This window comes from Sphaerisporangium sp. NPDC005289, from assembly GCF_040607455.1.
Taxonomy (GTDB): domain Bacteria; phylum Actinomycetota; class Actinomycetes; order Streptosporangiales; family Streptosporangiaceae; genus Sphaerisporangium; species Sphaerisporangium rhizosphaerae.
The window spans coordinates 356997-373761 of record NZ_JBEXGS010000007.1 but is presented as its reverse complement, the minus strand read 5'-3'; the positions used below and the strand labels follow the sequence as shown (position 1 = coordinate 373761).

Sequence of the window (16765 nt, the reverse complement as noted above, 5' to 3'; positions counted from 1 at the left end):
ATCACCGAACTGGACATCCAAGGCGGCTCCGCGCAGACCTACCAGTCGGTGACCAACGACTGCCTGGCCGTGTCCCGCTGCGTCGGCATCACCGTATGGGGCGTACGCGACAGCGACTCCTGGCTCGGCGCCAACACCAGCCCCCTGCTGTTCGACACCAGCGGCAACAAGAAGGCCGCCTACACCTCGGTCCTCAACGCCCTCAACTCGGCCACTCCCAACCCCACCCCGACGCCGACCCCCACCCCCACGGTGACGCCGACCGTGACCCCCACCCCGACCCCCACTCCCACGCCGACTCCCACGGCGCCCGGCGGGAGCGGTCCGATCAGGGGTGTCGCGTCCGGCCGGTGTGTGGACGTGCCCAACGCCTCCACCACCGACGGCACCGGGGTCCAACTGTGGGACTGCAACGGCCAGAGCAACCAGACCTGGTCCTCCACCTCCGCCGGTGAGATCAGGGTCTACGGCAACAAGTGCCTGGACGCCGGCGGCAGCGGCAACGGCGCCAAGATCCAGATCTACTCCTGCCACGGCGGCAACAACCAGAAGTGGCGCTACAACTCCGACGGCTCCATCAGCGGCGTGCAGTCCGGACTGTGCCTGGACGCCACCGGACAGGGCACCGCCAACGGCACCACCATCCAGCTCTACACCTGCCACGGCGGCACCAACCAGAAGTGGACCTGGAGCGGCGGCACCAGCACCCCCACCCCCACTCCCACCCCGACGGTGACGCCGACCGTGACCCCCACGCCGACGCCCACCCCCACGACGTCGGGCCGTCCGGCCATCGAGAACAACTACTCGGTCACCCGTGAAGGCGCCTACGGCACCAACCGCTACACCGTGTACCGGCCGTCCAACCCGTCGGCCGTCGAGGGCACCCTGCCCGTGCTGGCCTTCGGCAACGGCGCCTGCGCCCACACCGACGGCAGCGAAGTGGTCCAGATACTCACCTTCATCGCGGCCCACGGCTTCGTCGTCGTGGACACCGCGTCGGTCGACGGCTCGTCGAACGGAGTGGCGAGCGGAAACCCGATCCCGTCGCTGCTGACCGACGCGATCAGCTGGGCCCAGCAGGAGAACTCCCGCAGCGGCTCAGCGCTCTACCAGCGCCTCGACCTGTCCAAGGTCGCCACCGCCGGCCACTCCTGCGGCGGGCTGGAAGCCCTGATCGCCGGCGCGGACTCGCGGGTCAAGAGCGTCATCTCCCTCGACAGCGGCCTGTTCGCCGACGGCTCCTTCGGCTACTCGCGCTCGGAGCTCAACAAGCTGCACAGCCCGGTGCTGTTCATGGACGGCGGGTCCTCCGACATCGCCTACGACAACACCCGGGCCAACTACGACCTGGTCCAGGTGCCCGCCGTACTGGCCGAGCACCCGCAGGCCGGCCACACCGGCTTCATCACCGGCTCCCAGCGGACCGACGGCATGACCGCGGTAGTCCACTTCCTCGACATGACCCTCAACGGCAACGCCACGGCCCGCTCGTACATCCTCTCCGAACTGGCCAACAAGTCCCCCTGGTCCGTCCGCACCAAGAACTTCTAACCCCGGACGCCCCCGCCGGTAGTCCCGCCCTCGGACGGCCCACCGCCGGTGGTCCGACCCCGAACATCCCACCCGCCGATAGTCCGACCCCGGACGCCCCATCCGCCGGTGGACCGCTTCGTCACCGCGGTCCACCGAGGGGTGGGGCGTCCGCATGTACCTCGTGACCGGAAGCCGCCTGGCTCGTACATGCCGACCCGGTGAGCGTCGCGGGGACGTCGTCCGCAGAAGCTGTCCAGCGCCTTCCTGCAAGGAGGAGCATGCTGTCATTCCAGCAGAACCTCCCACCTCAGGTGATCACCGCCGCCGTCGCGACTTCGAGGCGCGATGGCGGCACGAGGCGTTTCTTCTGACGATCAGGAGTGACCTCAGCCAAGATCCCGGTAGGCCGTCACCTGCCGCAACTCACCCGCGGCGCGGGCGGCGAGCGCCGTGTCGAGAACGGCGGAAACTCGTTTGCGAGCGGGACTGCTCACCCCTCGACAGCTACTGCTGGAACACGATGTGCCAGCCGAACCAGACCAGAAACCCCAGCAGAGCAGCACTCGCGGCGAGCCTCCAGTGCTTGACCGGGTAGATGCCCAGCCACTCACGAAGCCGCTCCGACAGCGTGTCCCCCTCGCGGTGGTTCAGGAGCGCGATCGTCTCCAGCACGGCGAACGACCCGAGGACCAGCCCGCCCCACACCACCCAAGCCGTGTTCACGACACCACCGCCGCGATCCGCACTCTGTTGCCACCACACACGAACGCCACGATAACCCCAAAGATCACCGCTCCCACAGCCCCAGCCACACACGTCCACGCCGACCAGCGCCACACCCGAAGCGACAACGGCGGACGACTCAGCACCCCACAACCCGAAGCGACGGTGACCAACAACATCCACCAGCACCTACGGACGACCGGTGCGGCCCCACCCCCGCCCAGAACCTGTCACAGCACCCACCGCCGCGTCCCCACCCATGCGTACACTTCGAGAACACCGGCCGTACGCGGCCTGTTACGCCTGATCACCGACCCCGCCGCCCACCAGCCCATACAATCCATTGCGAAGCACACCCGGGCGGGCGCGCCACAGACCAAGCGGTACGCGGGCGCTCCGCAGATCATGCACAATTATCCGAGAGCGCCCTTAGCTCAGCTGGACAGAGCATCGGACTTCTAATCCGACGGTCGCAGGTTCGAATCCTGCAGGGCGCGCCCGTCGCGATCAGCCAAAAGAGCCCCTGACCAGCGGTTACGTAGTCAGGGGCTCTGGCCTTGCTGTCCGGCTGTGTCCGACCGTCACCGGGCGTCTGCGACCAGTTCTTCCCAATGCCTTCCCGCGGCTCTCAGGCTCTGCTCAGCTGGCCAGCGCTTCGGAGATCCAGCGCTTGTCCGCTTAGTCCGGTTCGACGATGCCCTCGACGCATGCGTAGGGCGGTGGGGTGGCCAGGAGCGCCCTCAAGCCAAGGGGTGGTCGTTCAGGTGGCTCAAAGGTAGGGATGACGTAGCTATCTCGTATCGAGAACTGCTGTCATCCTCCAGGCATGGACCAATTCCTCCTGCAGCTCCTCCCATTGGTGGGCGTCATTGTTGGCGCGGTGGCAACCATGGCCACTACGTCCTCCACTGATCGAAGGCGCTGGAGGCGGGAGCAGGCGACGCGATGGGACGAGCGCCGACTCGACGCCTACCTAGAATATGCAAGCGTGAATAAGGAGTTATATACACTCGCCTGCTGCACAACAGCCGCTTATCGCCCGCACTCAGTCAGCCCACCTGTCGATTGGGAGACTGGAAAGTCCTTGATGGCCCAAACTGAGATACGTCGCCGACAGGCCATAGAGAAGGTGCTGTTCTTTGGTGACGCTGTCACGGCTAAGGCCGCCGAGAGCTGGTGCGATGCCATCGTGGCATTGTGCACTTATGTGAGCAAACGACCGGATCGATGGGATGACTGGTCGTACTTGGTAGACCAAGTGACCGAGGCGCGTGATTGTTTCTATACATCAGCACGCGTCGACGTGGCCATGCAGAGCCTTGACCAAGGCCGGCTGCCCGTACCGTGAGTATGACTCATGCCCGAAGATGGGGTAGCACCGACATGCCGCAATGTTGCATACGATGATTCGGCTCACTAGGGGCTACGAGGACTTATTCTAAGCACCTCCCCGTAGCCCCCGTGCTCGTCAGCCGTCGAGCGCTTCGGAGATACGACGCTTGGCCACCTCATCCTGGGGCGCCGGTTGAAGCAGATCAGCCGCACCCTGCGGCGGCGCACCGGCCAGGCGCTGGGGGAGATCGATCGGCTCACCGGCGAGATCGCCGGCATCGCGGCCACGACGTCGGCGCAGGTGGCGCAGGTGATCCGCAATGCCCGCCGTGCCCTATCGCGTCGGCCCTCCAGGCGGCTCGCACGCCTGATCAACGATCTGGAGCAGACGGTGTCGGGCACCGGTCGGCTGCTGGCTCAGACCACGCAACGCCTAGCCGGCAACCGCACCATCCCCGACCGGATGGTGTCGCTGGCCGACCCCGATGCCCGTCCGATCCGCAAGGGCAAGCCCCAGCACCCGACCCAGTTCGGTTACACCCTGCTGGTGGCCGCAGACGAACGTGGCTTCATCTGCTTCCATCGGCTGAACAAGGGCAATCCCAGTGATGCTCCCCAACTTGTCCCGGCTGTCGAGCAGGTCATCGAGCGGACCGGCCGTGTCCCGGCCACCGTCGTCGGCGATCGCGGATTTCGGTACCGCGGCAGCAGACAAGGCCCTGGCCGAGTTGGGGGTGCGGCACATCGGCCTGCAGCGTGGTGGCACCCTCAGCAAGTCCCGGCGTGAGTACGAGCACACCCGCAGCTTCCGGCGGATGCGCAACTGGAGGGTGGGAGTCGAAGCCCGTATCAGTCACCTCAAGCGGACATTCGGACTCCGCCGGACCCGGCTACGCCGTCTCGGAGGCGCTCAGACCTGGGCCGGGCTGGGGATCTTCGCCTACAACCTGCAGCGGATGGCCGTGATCGGCGGCTGACTACCGGCTGCCGCTCCGGCAGAGCCGACACCCAGCCAACTCGATCAAGCCTCAACCGACCGGCAAGATCCGCCCGAGCCTCAAAGCCTCTCTTTCAGGGGCAAGTAGCTAAGCTTCTGCACGCCGTCTCATCAGCGGTTTACACGAGCGTTTTCACATGCACCACCGAAGCAGTCCGCTACCCCCGAGCGCGAACGTGAAGGAATGCACTTTGATGTTGCCCCGGTCTTGTGGACAGCCGAGTGCTTGGGACGATGTGTCCTGGGGAGGAGTTCACAAGTGCCGATGTCACGTCCGCCGTACCCGCCGGAGTTCCGGCGGCAGATAGTGGAGCTGGTCCGCGCCGGCCGGACGCCGGAGGAACTGGCCAAGGAGTTCGAGCCGACTGCGCAGTCGATCCGCAACTGGGTGGTCCAGGCTGAGCGCGATGAGGGCCGCCGCGAGGACGGTCTGACCAGCGTCGAAAAGCAGGAGCTGGCCCGGCTGCGGCGGGAGGTCCGTCAGCTGCGGGAAGAGCGGGAGATCCTGAAGAAGGCCGCCTTAGATTCAAACGATCAACGCAACACTGCTCGTGGATGGGTGGATCGTGGCTCGGATGGGTCGGCCGGGAATGTCGGACGCGATGAAGGAAGACTTGTGGCGGCGGTGGCGCGCCGGTGACTCCATCAGCGTGATCTCCCGGGCACTGGGCAAGCCCCCAGGGTCGGTTTTCACGGTGCTGAAGCACCATGGCGGCATCGCACCGGCCGCGCGGGTACGCCGGGCCGACCGTTTGAGCGCCGAGGACCGGGAGTCGATCTCTCGCGGCCTCGAGGCTGGAGCCTCACTACGTTCGATCGCCGTGTCGATCGGCCGCCCGGCATCCACGGTGAGCCGGGAGGTCGCCCGCAACGGCGGCCGAGACAAGTACCGTGCCGTCGCCGCCGAGCAACGCGCTCACGAGCAGGCACGTCGCCCGAAACCGTCCGCCCTGCAGGACAACCCGGTGCTGCGCCGGCTCGTGATCGAACTACTCGACCACGAGTGGTCCCCGGAGCAGATCGTGGGACATCTGCGGCTGATGCACGCCGGCAACCCGTTCATGCGGATCAGCCACGAAAGCATCTATCGCGCGATCTACACAACCCGGTGGAAAGTGATCCCGCGTGAGCTGTGCACCAAGCTGCGCACGCGCCGTCCCATCCGCAAGAACAAGAAGAACACGGTCAAGGGCCAGTGGCGTTCCCAGATCACCGGGGCCCGGCCGATCGAGGAACGGCCTGACGCAGCCAACGCCCGAACCGAGCTCGGCCACCTCGAAGGCGACCTCATCGTCGGAGCCAAGAACAGCCAGATCGCGACGCTGGTCGACCGCAAGTCCCGCTACCTGACCATGGTCGCGCTACCCAGCCGTCACACCACGACGGTCATCCCCGCCCTGCAGCAGGCGTTCTCAGTGATGGATGCGCGCCTGCTCAGCACCCTGACCTGGGACCGCGGTATGGAACTCGCCGGCCACCAGCTGCTGACCGAAGCGACCGGCGTCGACGTCTTCTTCGCGGCACCGCGCAGCCCGTGGCAGCGGGGCACAAACGAGAACACGAACAAACTGATCCGGCAGTACTTACCGAAGGGCACCGATCTGAGTCTGTACAGCCAAGCCGACCTTGACGCTCTGGCCGCCCGACTGAACAACCGTCCCCGCAAGTGCCTCGGCTACCGCACCCCGGCCCAATGTGTTGCCTTGACTCTTTGAATCTAAGGCGGTTTTCTTCGCTCGGGAGACGGATCGGCCGAAATGAAGTACCGGCTGATCGACGCGGAGAAGGCACGCCATGGCGTCTCCCTTTTGGCCCGGGTGTGGGTGTGTCGCGCCAGGGCTACTACGCCTGGAAGAACCGCGGACCCTCGGCGCGGGCCCGGCAGGACGAGGCCCTGACGGAAACGATCACGAAGATCCATGCTGGATCGCGAGGAACCTATGGTTCTCCGCGGGTGCATGCCGAGCTGGCCGAGGAGTTCGGGGTGCGCATCGGGCGCAAGCGGGTGGCCCGGCTGATGCGCGCTGCCCGGCTTGAAGGAGTGCATCGGCGCCGCCGGCGCGGGCTGACTCGCCGTGACCCCGCGGCGAGTCCAGCTGAGGATCTGGTGAAGCGGGACTTCACCGCTCCGGGACCGAACCGGACCTGGACAGCCGACATCACCTACGTGCCGACCGGCGAGGGATGGCTGTATCTGGCGGTGGTGCTGGATGTGTTCTCCCGGCGGATCGTGGGATGGGCGATGGCCGATCACATGCGCACCGAGCTGGTCATCGACGCCCTGGAGATGGCGATCACCCGTTGACGAACAGCGCCACCCCGAGGAGCGTAGATAGATGAAGTCCACCATCATCAAGTTCTATCGGAACCACGGCCCCAACCGGTTTCCCAACAACACGGATGGGGACGCTGGCCGGTGCAGCGCACATGGGGAAACAGGGGCATGCGGCGGAGTTGGTAGCCATGATGTGTTACTCGAAGAGAAGGACGGAACCCTAGTGCATTGGGCGGCCTGTACATAGTGGACGCAAACTCAGCCTAATGTGATTGACCTGAGTCGCGGATATGTTTCAGGAAGACAGCGGGGGTGCCTTGCGCGCTGAACCTCGCTATGTGTCAGAGGCGTACCGTCGTTCGGATATGTCGATCTTGTCGTGGGCAGCTTCCATTAGGTCGACTTCAAGGGCATCGGGGAGTTACACGAGGTAGTTCAGTACATCAGCTAGCTCTCCACGGATCCGGCCCAGGGTCTCAGGGTCTGGGCGCTGGGACTCCTCGGGAGTCAAGCACTGGAACTCAGCCAGTAGCTCTCCCGCTTCGCCGGCCAAGGCTATCGCCAGATTCTTCGAGGTATGGAACTTCTCCCATTCACGCTCCACATCGAACCGGCGAAGACGCCCAGCGAGTTCCTCAAGTTCTGTCGCCACAGGCACCGACTTTACCGCCCCTCCGTCATTGGACCTGGCAATCGATACCTACAACAGGAGCTGACGGAGGCCGACAATTGTCGGTGGGCGGCGTTACGGTACGTTTCACCCCACGCATCACCTCCGTCTGGATGGCGCCACTTTGTGAAGGAGCGGCTTTCGTGGCCTCACGCTGTCTGTACCGGGCAACCGCGGGCGATCTCGCCAACGTCATCTCTGCAGGCCATCTCATCAGGGAACTCGGGCGGAGCTTCGACGAGTTGATCGGCGGCAGGCTGGACGACAGGTAGGTCGAATCCTGGCGCAACAGCATCCCGACGGTCGTCGACTGCTGCTGGAGGCGGGCTTGGCCGAGGTGCAGGTGCTGGTGGAGTTCAAGATTCCGATCACCGACGTGCGCATGGACCTGTTGCTGGTCGGGTCCCATCCGGGCAAATGGCGGATGTCGATGGTCGTGGTGGAGAACAGCAGTGGGAGTGGGTACGGCCGGATCCAGGCTCGCAGATGGTGCACGCTCGCGGGGCACCCAACAGCAACCCGCGGCTGCATCCGGTCAGGCAGGTCTGGGACTACCGCCAGGTTCTGATCGACTACATCCCCTGCTGAAGCAGTCGGCCGAGGTCTCCTGCATCGTCAACATGCACAACGCCACCGGTGAGACCCTGGCGACGATCCGGCCCTCCGTTATGAGCCTGCAGTGCGATCCCATCTATGCGCGGATGTACGGCAAAGATCACCGCGAGCAGTTCAAACGCGCTCTTCGCACCGCCCTGTCCCCCGAAAAGGCGACCCACTACACCCAGGAGCTCCTGGAGGCTCCGGTGCTTCCGGCCGGAGGCCTGATGGCGGTGGTCAGCGACAGCGTCTGCCACCGGTTGGTCTTCCCACTGCTGGATGAGCAGCGAGAAGCCTATGACTACGTGCGAGGCGCGGTAACCAGAAGCAAACAGGGCGCCCCCAAGGAAGCCATCGTGATCGTGGGCGGTCCGGGCACCGGCAGAGCGTAATCGCCGTCGAGCTGTTGGGCGCCTTGAACCGCCAAGGCGTGCATGTCGTTCACGCCACCGGCAGCAGATCGTTCACCCAGACTCTGCGTGACAATGTTGAGAGGGTCGACCCACAGGCACGGCGCAGTTTCTCCTACTTCAACAGCTACACCCATGCCACCACCAACGACTTGGACGTCCTGCTGTGCGATGAGGCTCATCGGTTGCGCGAGACCTCCCGTAAACGCGACACCCGCAACGGGTACGACGACGGCCGACAGGCACCACCTCAGGTGCAGGAGCTGATCAACGCCACACAGGTCCCGGTGTTCCTGCTGGACGAACACCAGCTGGTCCGTCGCGGCGAGGTGGGCTCTGTCCAACTCAGCCACGACACCGCCACGGCGATGGGAGTGAAGGTCCACCAGATCGACCTGCGTCACCAGTTCCGCTGCGGCGGCTGCCCCGAATACGTCACCTGGATCGAGAACCTTCTGGGCCTGGGCTCGGAGCAGGGGTCCGCAGCGGTATGGCATCAGACCATTGCGGCTCCTCCTGCGACGAAGCCTGGATCGCAACTGTCCGTCAAACTGGATCAAGCCCACCTGTGCCGATCGGTCGAATTTTCTGACGGCCTTCAGGAAGGTACCCACACCGAAGAGTGGAGTCTCCGCGTCTAGAGCAACCCGCAGCCGAGCGTCTCGAGCCGATCCGGTTCGACCACAGCATCGCAGGAGTCCAACGCTCCAGGAACGACAAAACTGCCATGACAGGATGCGCGAGCTCCGAACTGCACGAACCGGATGTTCGCACCCAACACTTGGCCCCGAGGCCAGTCGTAACGCACAGAGCTCCACAAATAGAACAAAAGGTACAGATTGTCAGCTTCCTTCTCGCAATTTTTCATCCGTGGGCGTAGGAGCGCGCAAGGGCGAGAACCGCCTGGTCAGGGGAACGTCGTCATCACATGCATGCACCACATGCCGCCTCCCGGATCGTGTTCCTGTGACCTTTGGCTGCGCCCAGAAGGCCTACCCGAAAAGTAACGGTCTGATCACCAAAGGCGACAGGCCGTTAAATGCCAGTACTCTCGCCTAGCCTCTTGTTAGTGGTGAGCGTGCGAGGAGGACCAGAGCGAAGGATGACATCATCTGAGCCAGACGGGGAACTCCTCGACCCGTGCGCCGAAGATCTCATCGAGTCGCTGCGTGCCTTCGGCTACGACCTGCCGACAGCGCTCGCAGACCTGGTCGACAACAGCATCGCCGCAGGAGCGCGAACCGTTCGGACGACATACTCCTCGGACCGGGGCTCTGCCTGGGTCGCCGTAATGGACGACGGTCGTGGCATGAGCGAGGAAGAACTCCGTACGGCCATGCGCTTCGCCCGGAATCCCAATGCCGAGCGGGCAGCCGGAGATCTGGGCCGGTTCGGTCTCGGACTGAAGACAGCATCTCTCTCCCAGGCCAGGAAACTGACAGTCCTCACCAGAGATGCCAGCGGCATCCTGTCGACGCGTACCTGGGACATCGACCACGTGACCCTTCACCGTCAGTGGCGAGTCATCACCGAACTCGACGACGAGGCGCGGAGGATCGCCGACCGACTTGAGTTCACCAGCCAGGGGACGTTGGTCTTGTGGAGGAACACCGACAAGCTCGGGGAGGGTCCCTCGCTCTCCCGTCGCATCAACGAGGCAGGCAGGGAACTGTCGCTGCTGTTCCACCGGTTCATCGAACGTGGCCGGCTGGAGCTTCACGTCGGCGGTCGCCAGTTGACCGCCATGGATCCGTACCTTCGAAGGCATCCGGCCACCCAGGACCGGGGGGTAGAAGACCTTGACCACCACGGCCACAGGGTTCGACTGAATCCCGTGGTCCTCCCTCACCCCTCCCGTCTGACCAGGCAGGACGCCGCCCTGGCTTCCGGCCCCGGTGGGATGTTGGCCCGCCAGGGGTTCTACGTGTACCGAGGAGACCGCCTAGTGGTGGCCGGAGGCTGGCTCGGACTGTCAGGTATGCACAACTCCCAGCCCACCAGGCTGGCCAGGCTGTCAGTCGAGATCTCCCCGGGTGCCGACCTCTCGTGGGAGGTGGACGTCAGAAAGTCCACCGTTCGTCCGCCGTCCGTTCTAGAGGCGCGCATCGTGGAGATCGCGAAGGATCTCCGTGCACGCTCCGAACGGGTCTTCACCCACCGCGGGACACCGACCCCGGGCTCTCGCGAGCAGAGAGATCTTCAGGTGGTCTGGCAGCGGGTGCGTCGGCTCGGGACCTCGGAGTACACCGTGAACCGCAGTCACCCACTGGTGGCCGCCGTGATCTCCGGCCCCGGCGGGAACGCCATCGAAGGCGTACTCCGAATGATCGAAACCACGTTTCCTGTGAGTCTCGTCGCTCAGGAAATCGCCACCTCTGCCGAAGCAGAGGAGACCGTGACCGAGCAGGTGCCGGACATCGAAGAGCTCCTGGCCCTGTTCCGCTCGATGCTGACCGGGCTGCCCGCCGATCCCGAAACACGACTTGTTCTGATGAAGGCGCTCGCGAAGGCAGAGCCCTTCAGCAAGTATCCCGGTCTCGTTCAGGAGATCGTCGAGTCAGAGACGTCCAAGGAGAACTGACCGTGTTCGACCCCACGGATATGGCGCTGACCATGGCCAAGCAGATAGTGCTCGGCCTGGACAAGCACGAGCGGACACCTGCACGACTCCGGGAGATCGCCAAACAGGCGAGCGAGATGTTGAACACTTCGGTTGGCTCCGTTTCGGTCGACAAGGTAGCGCTACAGCTCGAGTTCGAGTTCGACGTCTGGGTGCCACAGGCGATCGTGGTCAGCGACCCAGGAGAGCACGAACCGTGGCTGGAGGACCGCCGAGGCAAGATCGACTTCGCCTACTGGAACCGCTACGTCACCCTGCTGCGCAAGGGGTGGAAGTCCAGTGCCGTCGAGGCACTGGACGAGACAACCGACCAGATTCTCGGCCTGATGGAGAACCCCGGCCGGTCAGGCTCCTGGAAGACCTACGGCATGGTCTACGGCCAGGTCCAGTCCGGTAAGACCGCGAACTACACGGGTGTGATCTGCAAGGCCGTGGACAGTGGATACCGAGTCGTCGTGGTCCTCACCAGCCAGCACGAGAGCCTGCGCCACCAAACCCAGGCACGTCTCGACAAGGAGTTCCTGGGCTTCAACACCAAGTTCACGCGGGACCCCGACGCCGAAAGCTCAAAAAAAATCGGGGTGGGTGCCCTCGGGCTGAAGTCTCCCGCCGCGACGTGTCAGGCAGTGACCACCCGCGACAGCGACTTCACCGCCGCCCAGTTCCAGGGATCGGCCGTGAACGTGCCCGAAACACGCATCCTCGTGGTCGCCAAGAAGAACGCCCGCATCCTGAACAACCTGAAGGCCTGGCTGGGAAACTTTGCGGAGCTTCAACCGGACGGCTCCCGCCTGATCACCAACACCCCCCTGTTGCTGATCGACGACGAGGCCGACTACGCCTCGGTGGACACCAAGCGGCCGACCAATGGGCGAACCCAGAGCGATCCGGACCACGACCCCACGGCCATCAACAAGGCGATCCGTGGCCTGCTGGAGCTGTTCGAAAAGCGCACCTACCTCGCCTACACCGCGACGCCGTTCGCCAACATCTTCATTTCGGACACCACCGACCATCCGGAACTCAGAGAGGACCTGTTCCCGCGCAGCTTCATGGTCGCGCTGGAACCTCCCTCGAACTACTGCGGCCCCGAGGTCGTGTTCGGACTGGAGGACCCCACCGCGGCGGAAATCCGGGAACCTCTACCGATCATCAGGGAGCTCGACGACTACAGCGGCTGGCTGCCGGACACGCACCACAAGAGTTTCAGACCTCATGGCCCACTGCCCCCGTCCCTCGTGGAGGCACTGGACGCGTTCGTACTGTCGACTGCCGTACGGCGTGTCCGAACCCGCGACCACGACACCGCGGGCGGGCACAGCACCATGCTGGTCCACGTCACCCGGTACACCGAGGTTCAGGCCGCGGTCGCCCGGCAGATCGAACAGCATCTCCAGGCGATGGCCGACTCGTGGGGCGACTTCGGACAGTCCGGCGTCGTGGTACGGGAACGCCTGAAGAACCTCTGGGAAGCGGACTTCACCCCCACCTACACCGCACTGGCCAGCCGTGACGACGTGAGCGCGATGGTGGGACCGCCCATCTCGTGGAGCAGCCTCCAGCAGGTCATCCCCCAGGTTCTCGGGGATACTGCCTCCGGCGTGCGCCGCATCAACGGCAGTGCGACGGACGTACTCGACTACCAGTCGACCACTCCCATCACGGTGGTCGCAGTGGGCGGTGACAAGCTCTCGCGAGGGCTGACCCTGGAGGGGTTGTCGGTCTCGTACTACCTGCGGGCGTCAAGGATGTACGACACTCTCCTGCAGATGGGGCGCTGGTTCGGCTACAGACCGGACTATCTGGATGTCACGCGGCTCTACACGACGCAGGAACTCGTCAGCTACTACGTTCACATCACCCGCGCTAATCGCGAGCTGATGGACCTGACGAGTGCTGTCGCCCAGGCGGGCCAGACACCTAAACACGTGGGCATGCGGGTTCTCGACGGCGTTGGGAACCTACGCGTAACCGCGGCCGCCAAGATGCGATCCACGGCCAGCATGTCCGTGAGTTTCTCGGCCGAAAGGGCCGAGAGCCTGGTCATTCGGACCGACGAACACGCTCTGACCAGAAACAACGCGCGTCTGGAAGAACTCCTGGAGAAAATCGTCCCCATGCCGGCGGTTCCTGAGCAGCAGCTCAACGGCGCAGGACGCGGTCTCTTCCGCCAGGACGTTCCAGCGCAGGTCGTGCTGGACTTCCTCGAAGGATTCGATGTGTCGCCGAGAGTCCTCACGGCGAACCCCGAAAACCTCGTCAGCTACATCCGTGCCCAGATGGACAGGGACGAACTGACCCGTTGGACGGTGGCGGTCACGGGCGGCAGTTCGACCGCCCGTCTCGCCACACACGGTGCCGACATTCCGCTGGTCAAGCGCACCCCGATCGGCGCGCACCCCCGCATGCGGGACGGAGAGTTCGAGGTCGGCGTCCTCGTCAGCCCCGCTCACGAGGCGCTGGGCCTGTCCCCGGCCATAATGAAGCGAGCCTTCGACCTGACCGTTGAGAAATTCCGGAAAGGAGGAAAGGGGAAGACACCTGCCCGAGCGAGCGGAGAGTTCCTCCGCATGTTGAGAGATCCCGCCGAAGGGCTGCTCCTGATCTATCCGATCGATCCTGTCCTCTCGGAGATCGAGGTACCGAAGGAGGACATCCCCGTTGTCGGCTACGCGGTCGCCTTTCCACAGTCGGTACATGCCGAGAAAGTCCGCTACCGCGTCAACGAGATCTTCCTCGAAGGCCTGTTGAAGGCCGTCGAGGAGGACGAGGATCAGTGACGAGTTCACCCGAGCAACTCGAAGAGTCGTTCCGTGCTGCCGAAGAGGGCGGCGGCCCCGGTCACGGGGCCGTCCGAAGGCGGCTTCTCCCGGGATCCGACCTGGACGTCTTCACGGAAGTGAGATTTCCCGACCGTGACTGGGCGCTTCTTGTTCACAGCGACGAACAGATCGAGGACCGGGACCTCCTTCTCGCCGCCGGCCTCACCTGTCGGACCAGAGACGGAACGGTTGAGATCGTTGCCAGTCCGGAGACCGACCGACTGCTGTTCTGCACGCTTCTCGCAGATCTTCTACGACAGCTGAACCTTCCTGCGAGCGCACCAACCACCGCCTTGGTCCGACGTCTTCACGCCTGGCGTCGCATGCTCGGCCGAGGCCTTCTCACCGGGCTGGCGCCCGAGGCCCGGATGGGTCTGTACGGCGAGCTGCTGGTGCTTCGAGAGGTGATGTTGCCCTCGCTTGGACCGGCCGCGGTGCGCTCCTGGTTGGGGCCGTCCGGAGGGCCTCAGGACTTTCTGCACCAGTCCACAGCCGCTGAGGTCAAAACGGTCTCCCGGCGGGACCCTCAGCGCTGCCGCATCAACAACGAACACCAGCTCGACTCGACGGAGCTGGACCGGCTGTTCCTTGTCCACCAGGTCGTCGACACCTCCCCGGACGGCACTTCGCTTGGAGAACTCGTTGACGACCTCCGGGAGAACCCGCAGGTCGGCCCCGAACTCACCTGCTTCGAGAACTGTCTCCTGGAGGCGGGTTGGTTGGACGCCCATCGGAACCAGTACGTAAATGACCGTTACGTCCTCGTTCGAAGGCAGTCATTTGCGGTGAATGCGAGGTTTCCGCGAATGGTTCCAGCCGACCTGCCAGCGGGAGTGTCCGGTGTGTCATATCTTGTCGACCTGTCCACATGCGGATCCCACGCTGTGGACGAAGAGACCGTACGGGAGTCGGCGAAATCCGGCGGTAAGGCAGAGGAGTAACCGTGGAAGGGGAGACCGCCGAGGAGTTCGCGATTCACCTTGAGCAGGCAGTCGAAGAACGGTTGGGAAACGACTCCGGCTGGCTCAGACGAGATGTCTTCGTCCAGGTAGTCCAGGAGTACCTCGTTGAGGACGGGACTCTGGAGGACCTCCGTATCTGCTACTTCGTCGCCCCCTCGGGCCGGAGCCGCATGGAGGTCGCTGGCTACCACATCAGCGACGACGGGCGCGTCCTCGACCTCGTTGTCGCGAGCTACGGCAACTCCGGACAGACCCTACCTCGAGACCAGGTGCTCAAGCGACTGAAGTGGGCGCTGAACTTCGCGACGAGCTGCAGGGACGGCTACCACCTGCACATGGAGGAGTCGACACCCGAGTTCGACATGGCCCAGACCATCTGCACGAACTGGTCGGAATTCGGCAAGATCAGAATCTTTCTCTTCACGGACGGGCGTACGACGCTGGACGGCCTCCCGGAGGAGAGCCTCGGCGACATCCCGGTGGTCCAGCATCTCTGGGACATCGAGAGGCTCCGCAGACTCGCCACCTCCGGTCGGCACGAAGAACCGATCACCATCGACTTCGAGTCCCTGGGCGGCCCCCTTCCGTACCTCGCCGTCGTCGGGTCCGACGATGATCACCGCTGCTTTCTGACGGTCATTCCCGGCCAACTTCTTGCCGACATGTACGAACAGCACGGCGCCAAACTCCTGCAGCGGAACATCCGCGCCTTCCTCCAGGCACGCGGCAAGGTCAACAAAGGACTCAACGACACCATCCGGGCGACCCCCGGGCGGTTTCTTGCCTACAACAACGGCATCTCGGTGACCGCTACCGGCGTCGCCCTCACCGGGACAGGTGACGCCCTCGCCCAGCTCCACGACGTCCAGATCGTCAACGGTGGACAGACGACGGCCTCGCTCCACCACGCGGCCAGGCGTGACAACGCAGATCTCAGCATGATCCAGGTCCCCGCCAAAATCACGGTGGTGGAGCCCGAGCTGCTCGACGAGCTGGTTCCGAGGATCTCTCTTTACGCCAACTCGCAGAACACCATCAACGAGGCGGACTTTCAGTCCAACAGTCCCTTCCACGTGGAGCTGGAGCGTCTTTCCCGCAGACTCTGGGCGCCGGCGGTCGACGGAGCCCAGCACGAGAGTCACTGGTTCTACGAGCGGGTGCGCGGACAGTACCAGGTGGAACGTGCCCGGCTGGTTTCGAAGCCGCAGCAGAGGGCCTTCGACAGGGAGAACCCCCGGATCCAGAAGTTCACCAAGACCGACGCCGCGAAATTCGACATGACCTTCCAGCAGGAGCCGCACACCGTAAGCCTGGGTGCCCAGAAGTGCTTCCACGAGTGGACGATCAACATCGTCGCCAGGCGGGACGGCTTGCCTGACGACCAGTACTTCCGCGACCTGGTAGCGAAATCCATCTTCTTCTCGCAGGCACGCAAGGAGATCATGCGTCTCAATCCCGGAGCAGGCTACCTCGCCAACGTCACGACCTACACGGTCTCCCGGCTGGTCCAGGAGATGGACATGGAAGCCACCCTGAACTCGGTCTGGCGGGCACAGCGGCTGGCGCCGGAGACCCTGCGCGCGGTCGGAAGCCTTAGCAGGCTCGTTCGTGACGTACTGCTCGACGCCCCAGGGTCCGGAAACGTCACGGAATGGTGCAAGAAGGTTGACTGCTGGAAGGCGGTTCAGGACATCAACTGGGTCGGAGTCTGAAACTTACCAACCCGACAACAGTTCGCGAAAACGGTCGGGTTCGGATGCGAAGCGGCCACTAAGATGTCCGCCCGGAGAGACAGTTTGGATCTTCGTAACACGTCCGGTA

General features: G+C 64.3%; 12 protein-coding genes, 1 tRNA gene and 3 pseudogenes. 14 read left to right on the top strand and 2 right to left on the bottom strand.

Features of this window, described 5'->3' with window-relative positions:
- Nucleotides 1-1554, top strand: a 1554-nt coding sequence (locus ABZT47_RS15745) for a ricin-type beta-trefoil lectin domain protein (protein WP_354841466.1), incomplete at its 5' end; no start/stop codon positions are given.
- A 486-nt stretch (nucleotides 1555-2040) separates the two neighbouring features.
- Here the strand turns inward: ABZT47_RS15745 and ABZT47_RS15740 are convergent.
- The gene (locus ABZT47_RS15740) at nucleotides 2041-2259 is read right to left on the bottom strand and encodes a hypothetical protein (RefSeq protein ID WP_354841463.1); all 219 of its coding nucleotides are present in this window, start codon (nucleotides 2257-2259) and stop codon (nucleotides 2041-2043) included.
- Nucleotides 2260-2682: 423 nt separating this feature from the next.
- Between ABZT47_RS15740 and ABZT47_RS15735 the strand changes: the two genes are divergently transcribed.
- The 6 genes and pseudogenes from ABZT47_RS15735 to ABZT47_RS15710 all read left to right on the top strand — a co-directional run.
- Nucleotides 2683-2756: transfer RNA gene (locus ABZT47_RS15735), tRNA-Arg, on the top strand.
- Between the two features lie 491 nt (nucleotides 2757-3247).
- Nucleotides 3248-3607: a hypothetical protein gene (locus ABZT47_RS15730; RefSeq protein ID WP_354841461.1), complete on the top strand. Its 360-nt coding sequence runs from the start codon at nucleotides 3248-3250 to the stop codon at nucleotides 3605-3607.
- Between the two features lie 168 nt (nucleotides 3608-3775).
- A pseudogene (locus ABZT47_RS15725) lies at nucleotides 3776-4568 on the top strand (transposase); the annotation flags it as partial.
- A gap of 279 nt (nucleotides 4569-4847) precedes the next feature.
- Nucleotides 4848-5105, top strand: a pseudogene (locus ABZT47_RS15720) (transposase); the annotation flags it as partial.
- Between the two features lie 85 nt (nucleotides 5106-5190).
- A complete protein-coding gene (locus ABZT47_RS15715; protein WP_354841458.1) occupies nucleotides 5191-6303 on the top strand; it encodes an IS30 family transposase in 1113 nt (370 codons plus the stop codon).
- Between the two features lie 15 nt (nucleotides 6304-6318).
- A pseudogene (locus ABZT47_RS15710) lies at nucleotides 6319-6884 on the top strand (IS3 family transposase); the annotation flags it as partial.
- 400 nt (nucleotides 6885-7284) lie between these two features.
- On the opposite strand, the gene ABZT47_RS15705 reads toward ABZT47_RS15710, so the two are convergent.
- Entirely contained in the window at nucleotides 7285-7515 is a 231-nt protein-coding gene (locus ABZT47_RS15705; protein ID WP_354841456.1) for a hypothetical protein, read from the bottom strand.
- Nucleotides 7516-7676: 161 nt separating this feature from the next.
- On the opposite strand from ABZT47_RS15705, the gene ABZT47_RS15700 reads away from it, so the two are divergent.
- The 7 genes from ABZT47_RS15700 to ABZT47_RS15670 all read left to right on the top strand — a co-directional run bounded on the left by ABZT47_RS15700 (nucleotide 7677) and on the right by ABZT47_RS15670 (nucleotide 16656).
- Nucleotides 7677-7805 (top strand): hypothetical protein, encoded by a 129-nt coding sequence (locus tag ABZT47_RS15700; RefSeq protein WP_354841453.1) that lies wholly within the window; start codon nucleotides 7677-7679, stop codon nucleotides 7803-7805.
- 348 nt (nucleotides 7806-8153) lie between these two features.
- Nucleotides 8154-8522, top strand: a complete 369-nt coding sequence (locus ABZT47_RS15695; protein ID WP_354841450.1) for a hypothetical protein — start codon at nucleotides 8154-8156, stop codon at nucleotides 8520-8522.
- Nucleotides 8523-8536: 14 nt separating this feature from the next.
- A complete protein-coding gene (locus tag ABZT47_RS15690; RefSeq protein WP_354841447.1) occupies nucleotides 8537-9181 on the top strand; it encodes a DNA/RNA helicase domain-containing protein in 645 nt (214 codons plus the stop codon).
- A 461-nt stretch (nucleotides 9182-9642) separates the two neighbouring features.
- The gene (locus tag ABZT47_RS15685) at nucleotides 9643-11121 is read left to right on the top strand and encodes an ATP-binding protein (RefSeq protein WP_354841444.1); all 1479 of its coding nucleotides are present in this window, start codon (nucleotides 9643-9645) and stop codon (nucleotides 11119-11121) included.
- Between the two features lie 2 nt (nucleotides 11122-11123).
- On the top strand, nucleotides 11124-13940 hold the full coding sequence (locus tag ABZT47_RS15680; RefSeq protein WP_354841441.1) for a Z1 domain-containing protein: 2817 nt from the start codon (nucleotides 11124-11126) through the stop codon (nucleotides 13938-13940).
- Nucleotides 13937-14923 (top strand): PD-(D/E)XK motif protein, encoded by a 987-nt coding sequence (locus ABZT47_RS15675; protein WP_354841438.1) that lies wholly within the window; start codon nucleotides 13937-13939, stop codon nucleotides 14921-14923. Before ABZT47_RS15680 ends, ABZT47_RS15675 begins: the two co-directional genes overlap by 4 nt.
- A 2-nt stretch (nucleotides 14924-14925) precedes the next feature.
- Nucleotides 14926-16656: an AIPR family protein gene (locus ABZT47_RS15670; RefSeq protein WP_354841435.1), complete on the top strand. Its 1731-nt coding sequence runs from the start codon at nucleotides 14926-14928 to the stop codon at nucleotides 16654-16656.
- Nucleotides 16657-16765 lie beyond the last annotated feature (109 nt).

Excerpts from the sequence above, each read along its gene's own strand:
- ABZT47_RS15715 (WP_354841458.1), top strand. The coding sequence starts at position 5,191 with ATGAAGGAAGACTTGTGGCGGCGGTGGCGCGCCGGTGACTCCATCAGC.
- ABZT47_RS15695 (WP_354841450.1), top strand. The coding sequence starts at position 8,154 with ATGCACAACGCCACCGGTGAGACCCTGGCGACGATCCGGCCCTCCGTT.
- ABZT47_RS15685 (WP_354841444.1), top strand. The coding sequence starts at position 9,643 with ATGACATCATCTGAGCCAGACGGGGAACTCCTCGACCCGTGCGCCGAA.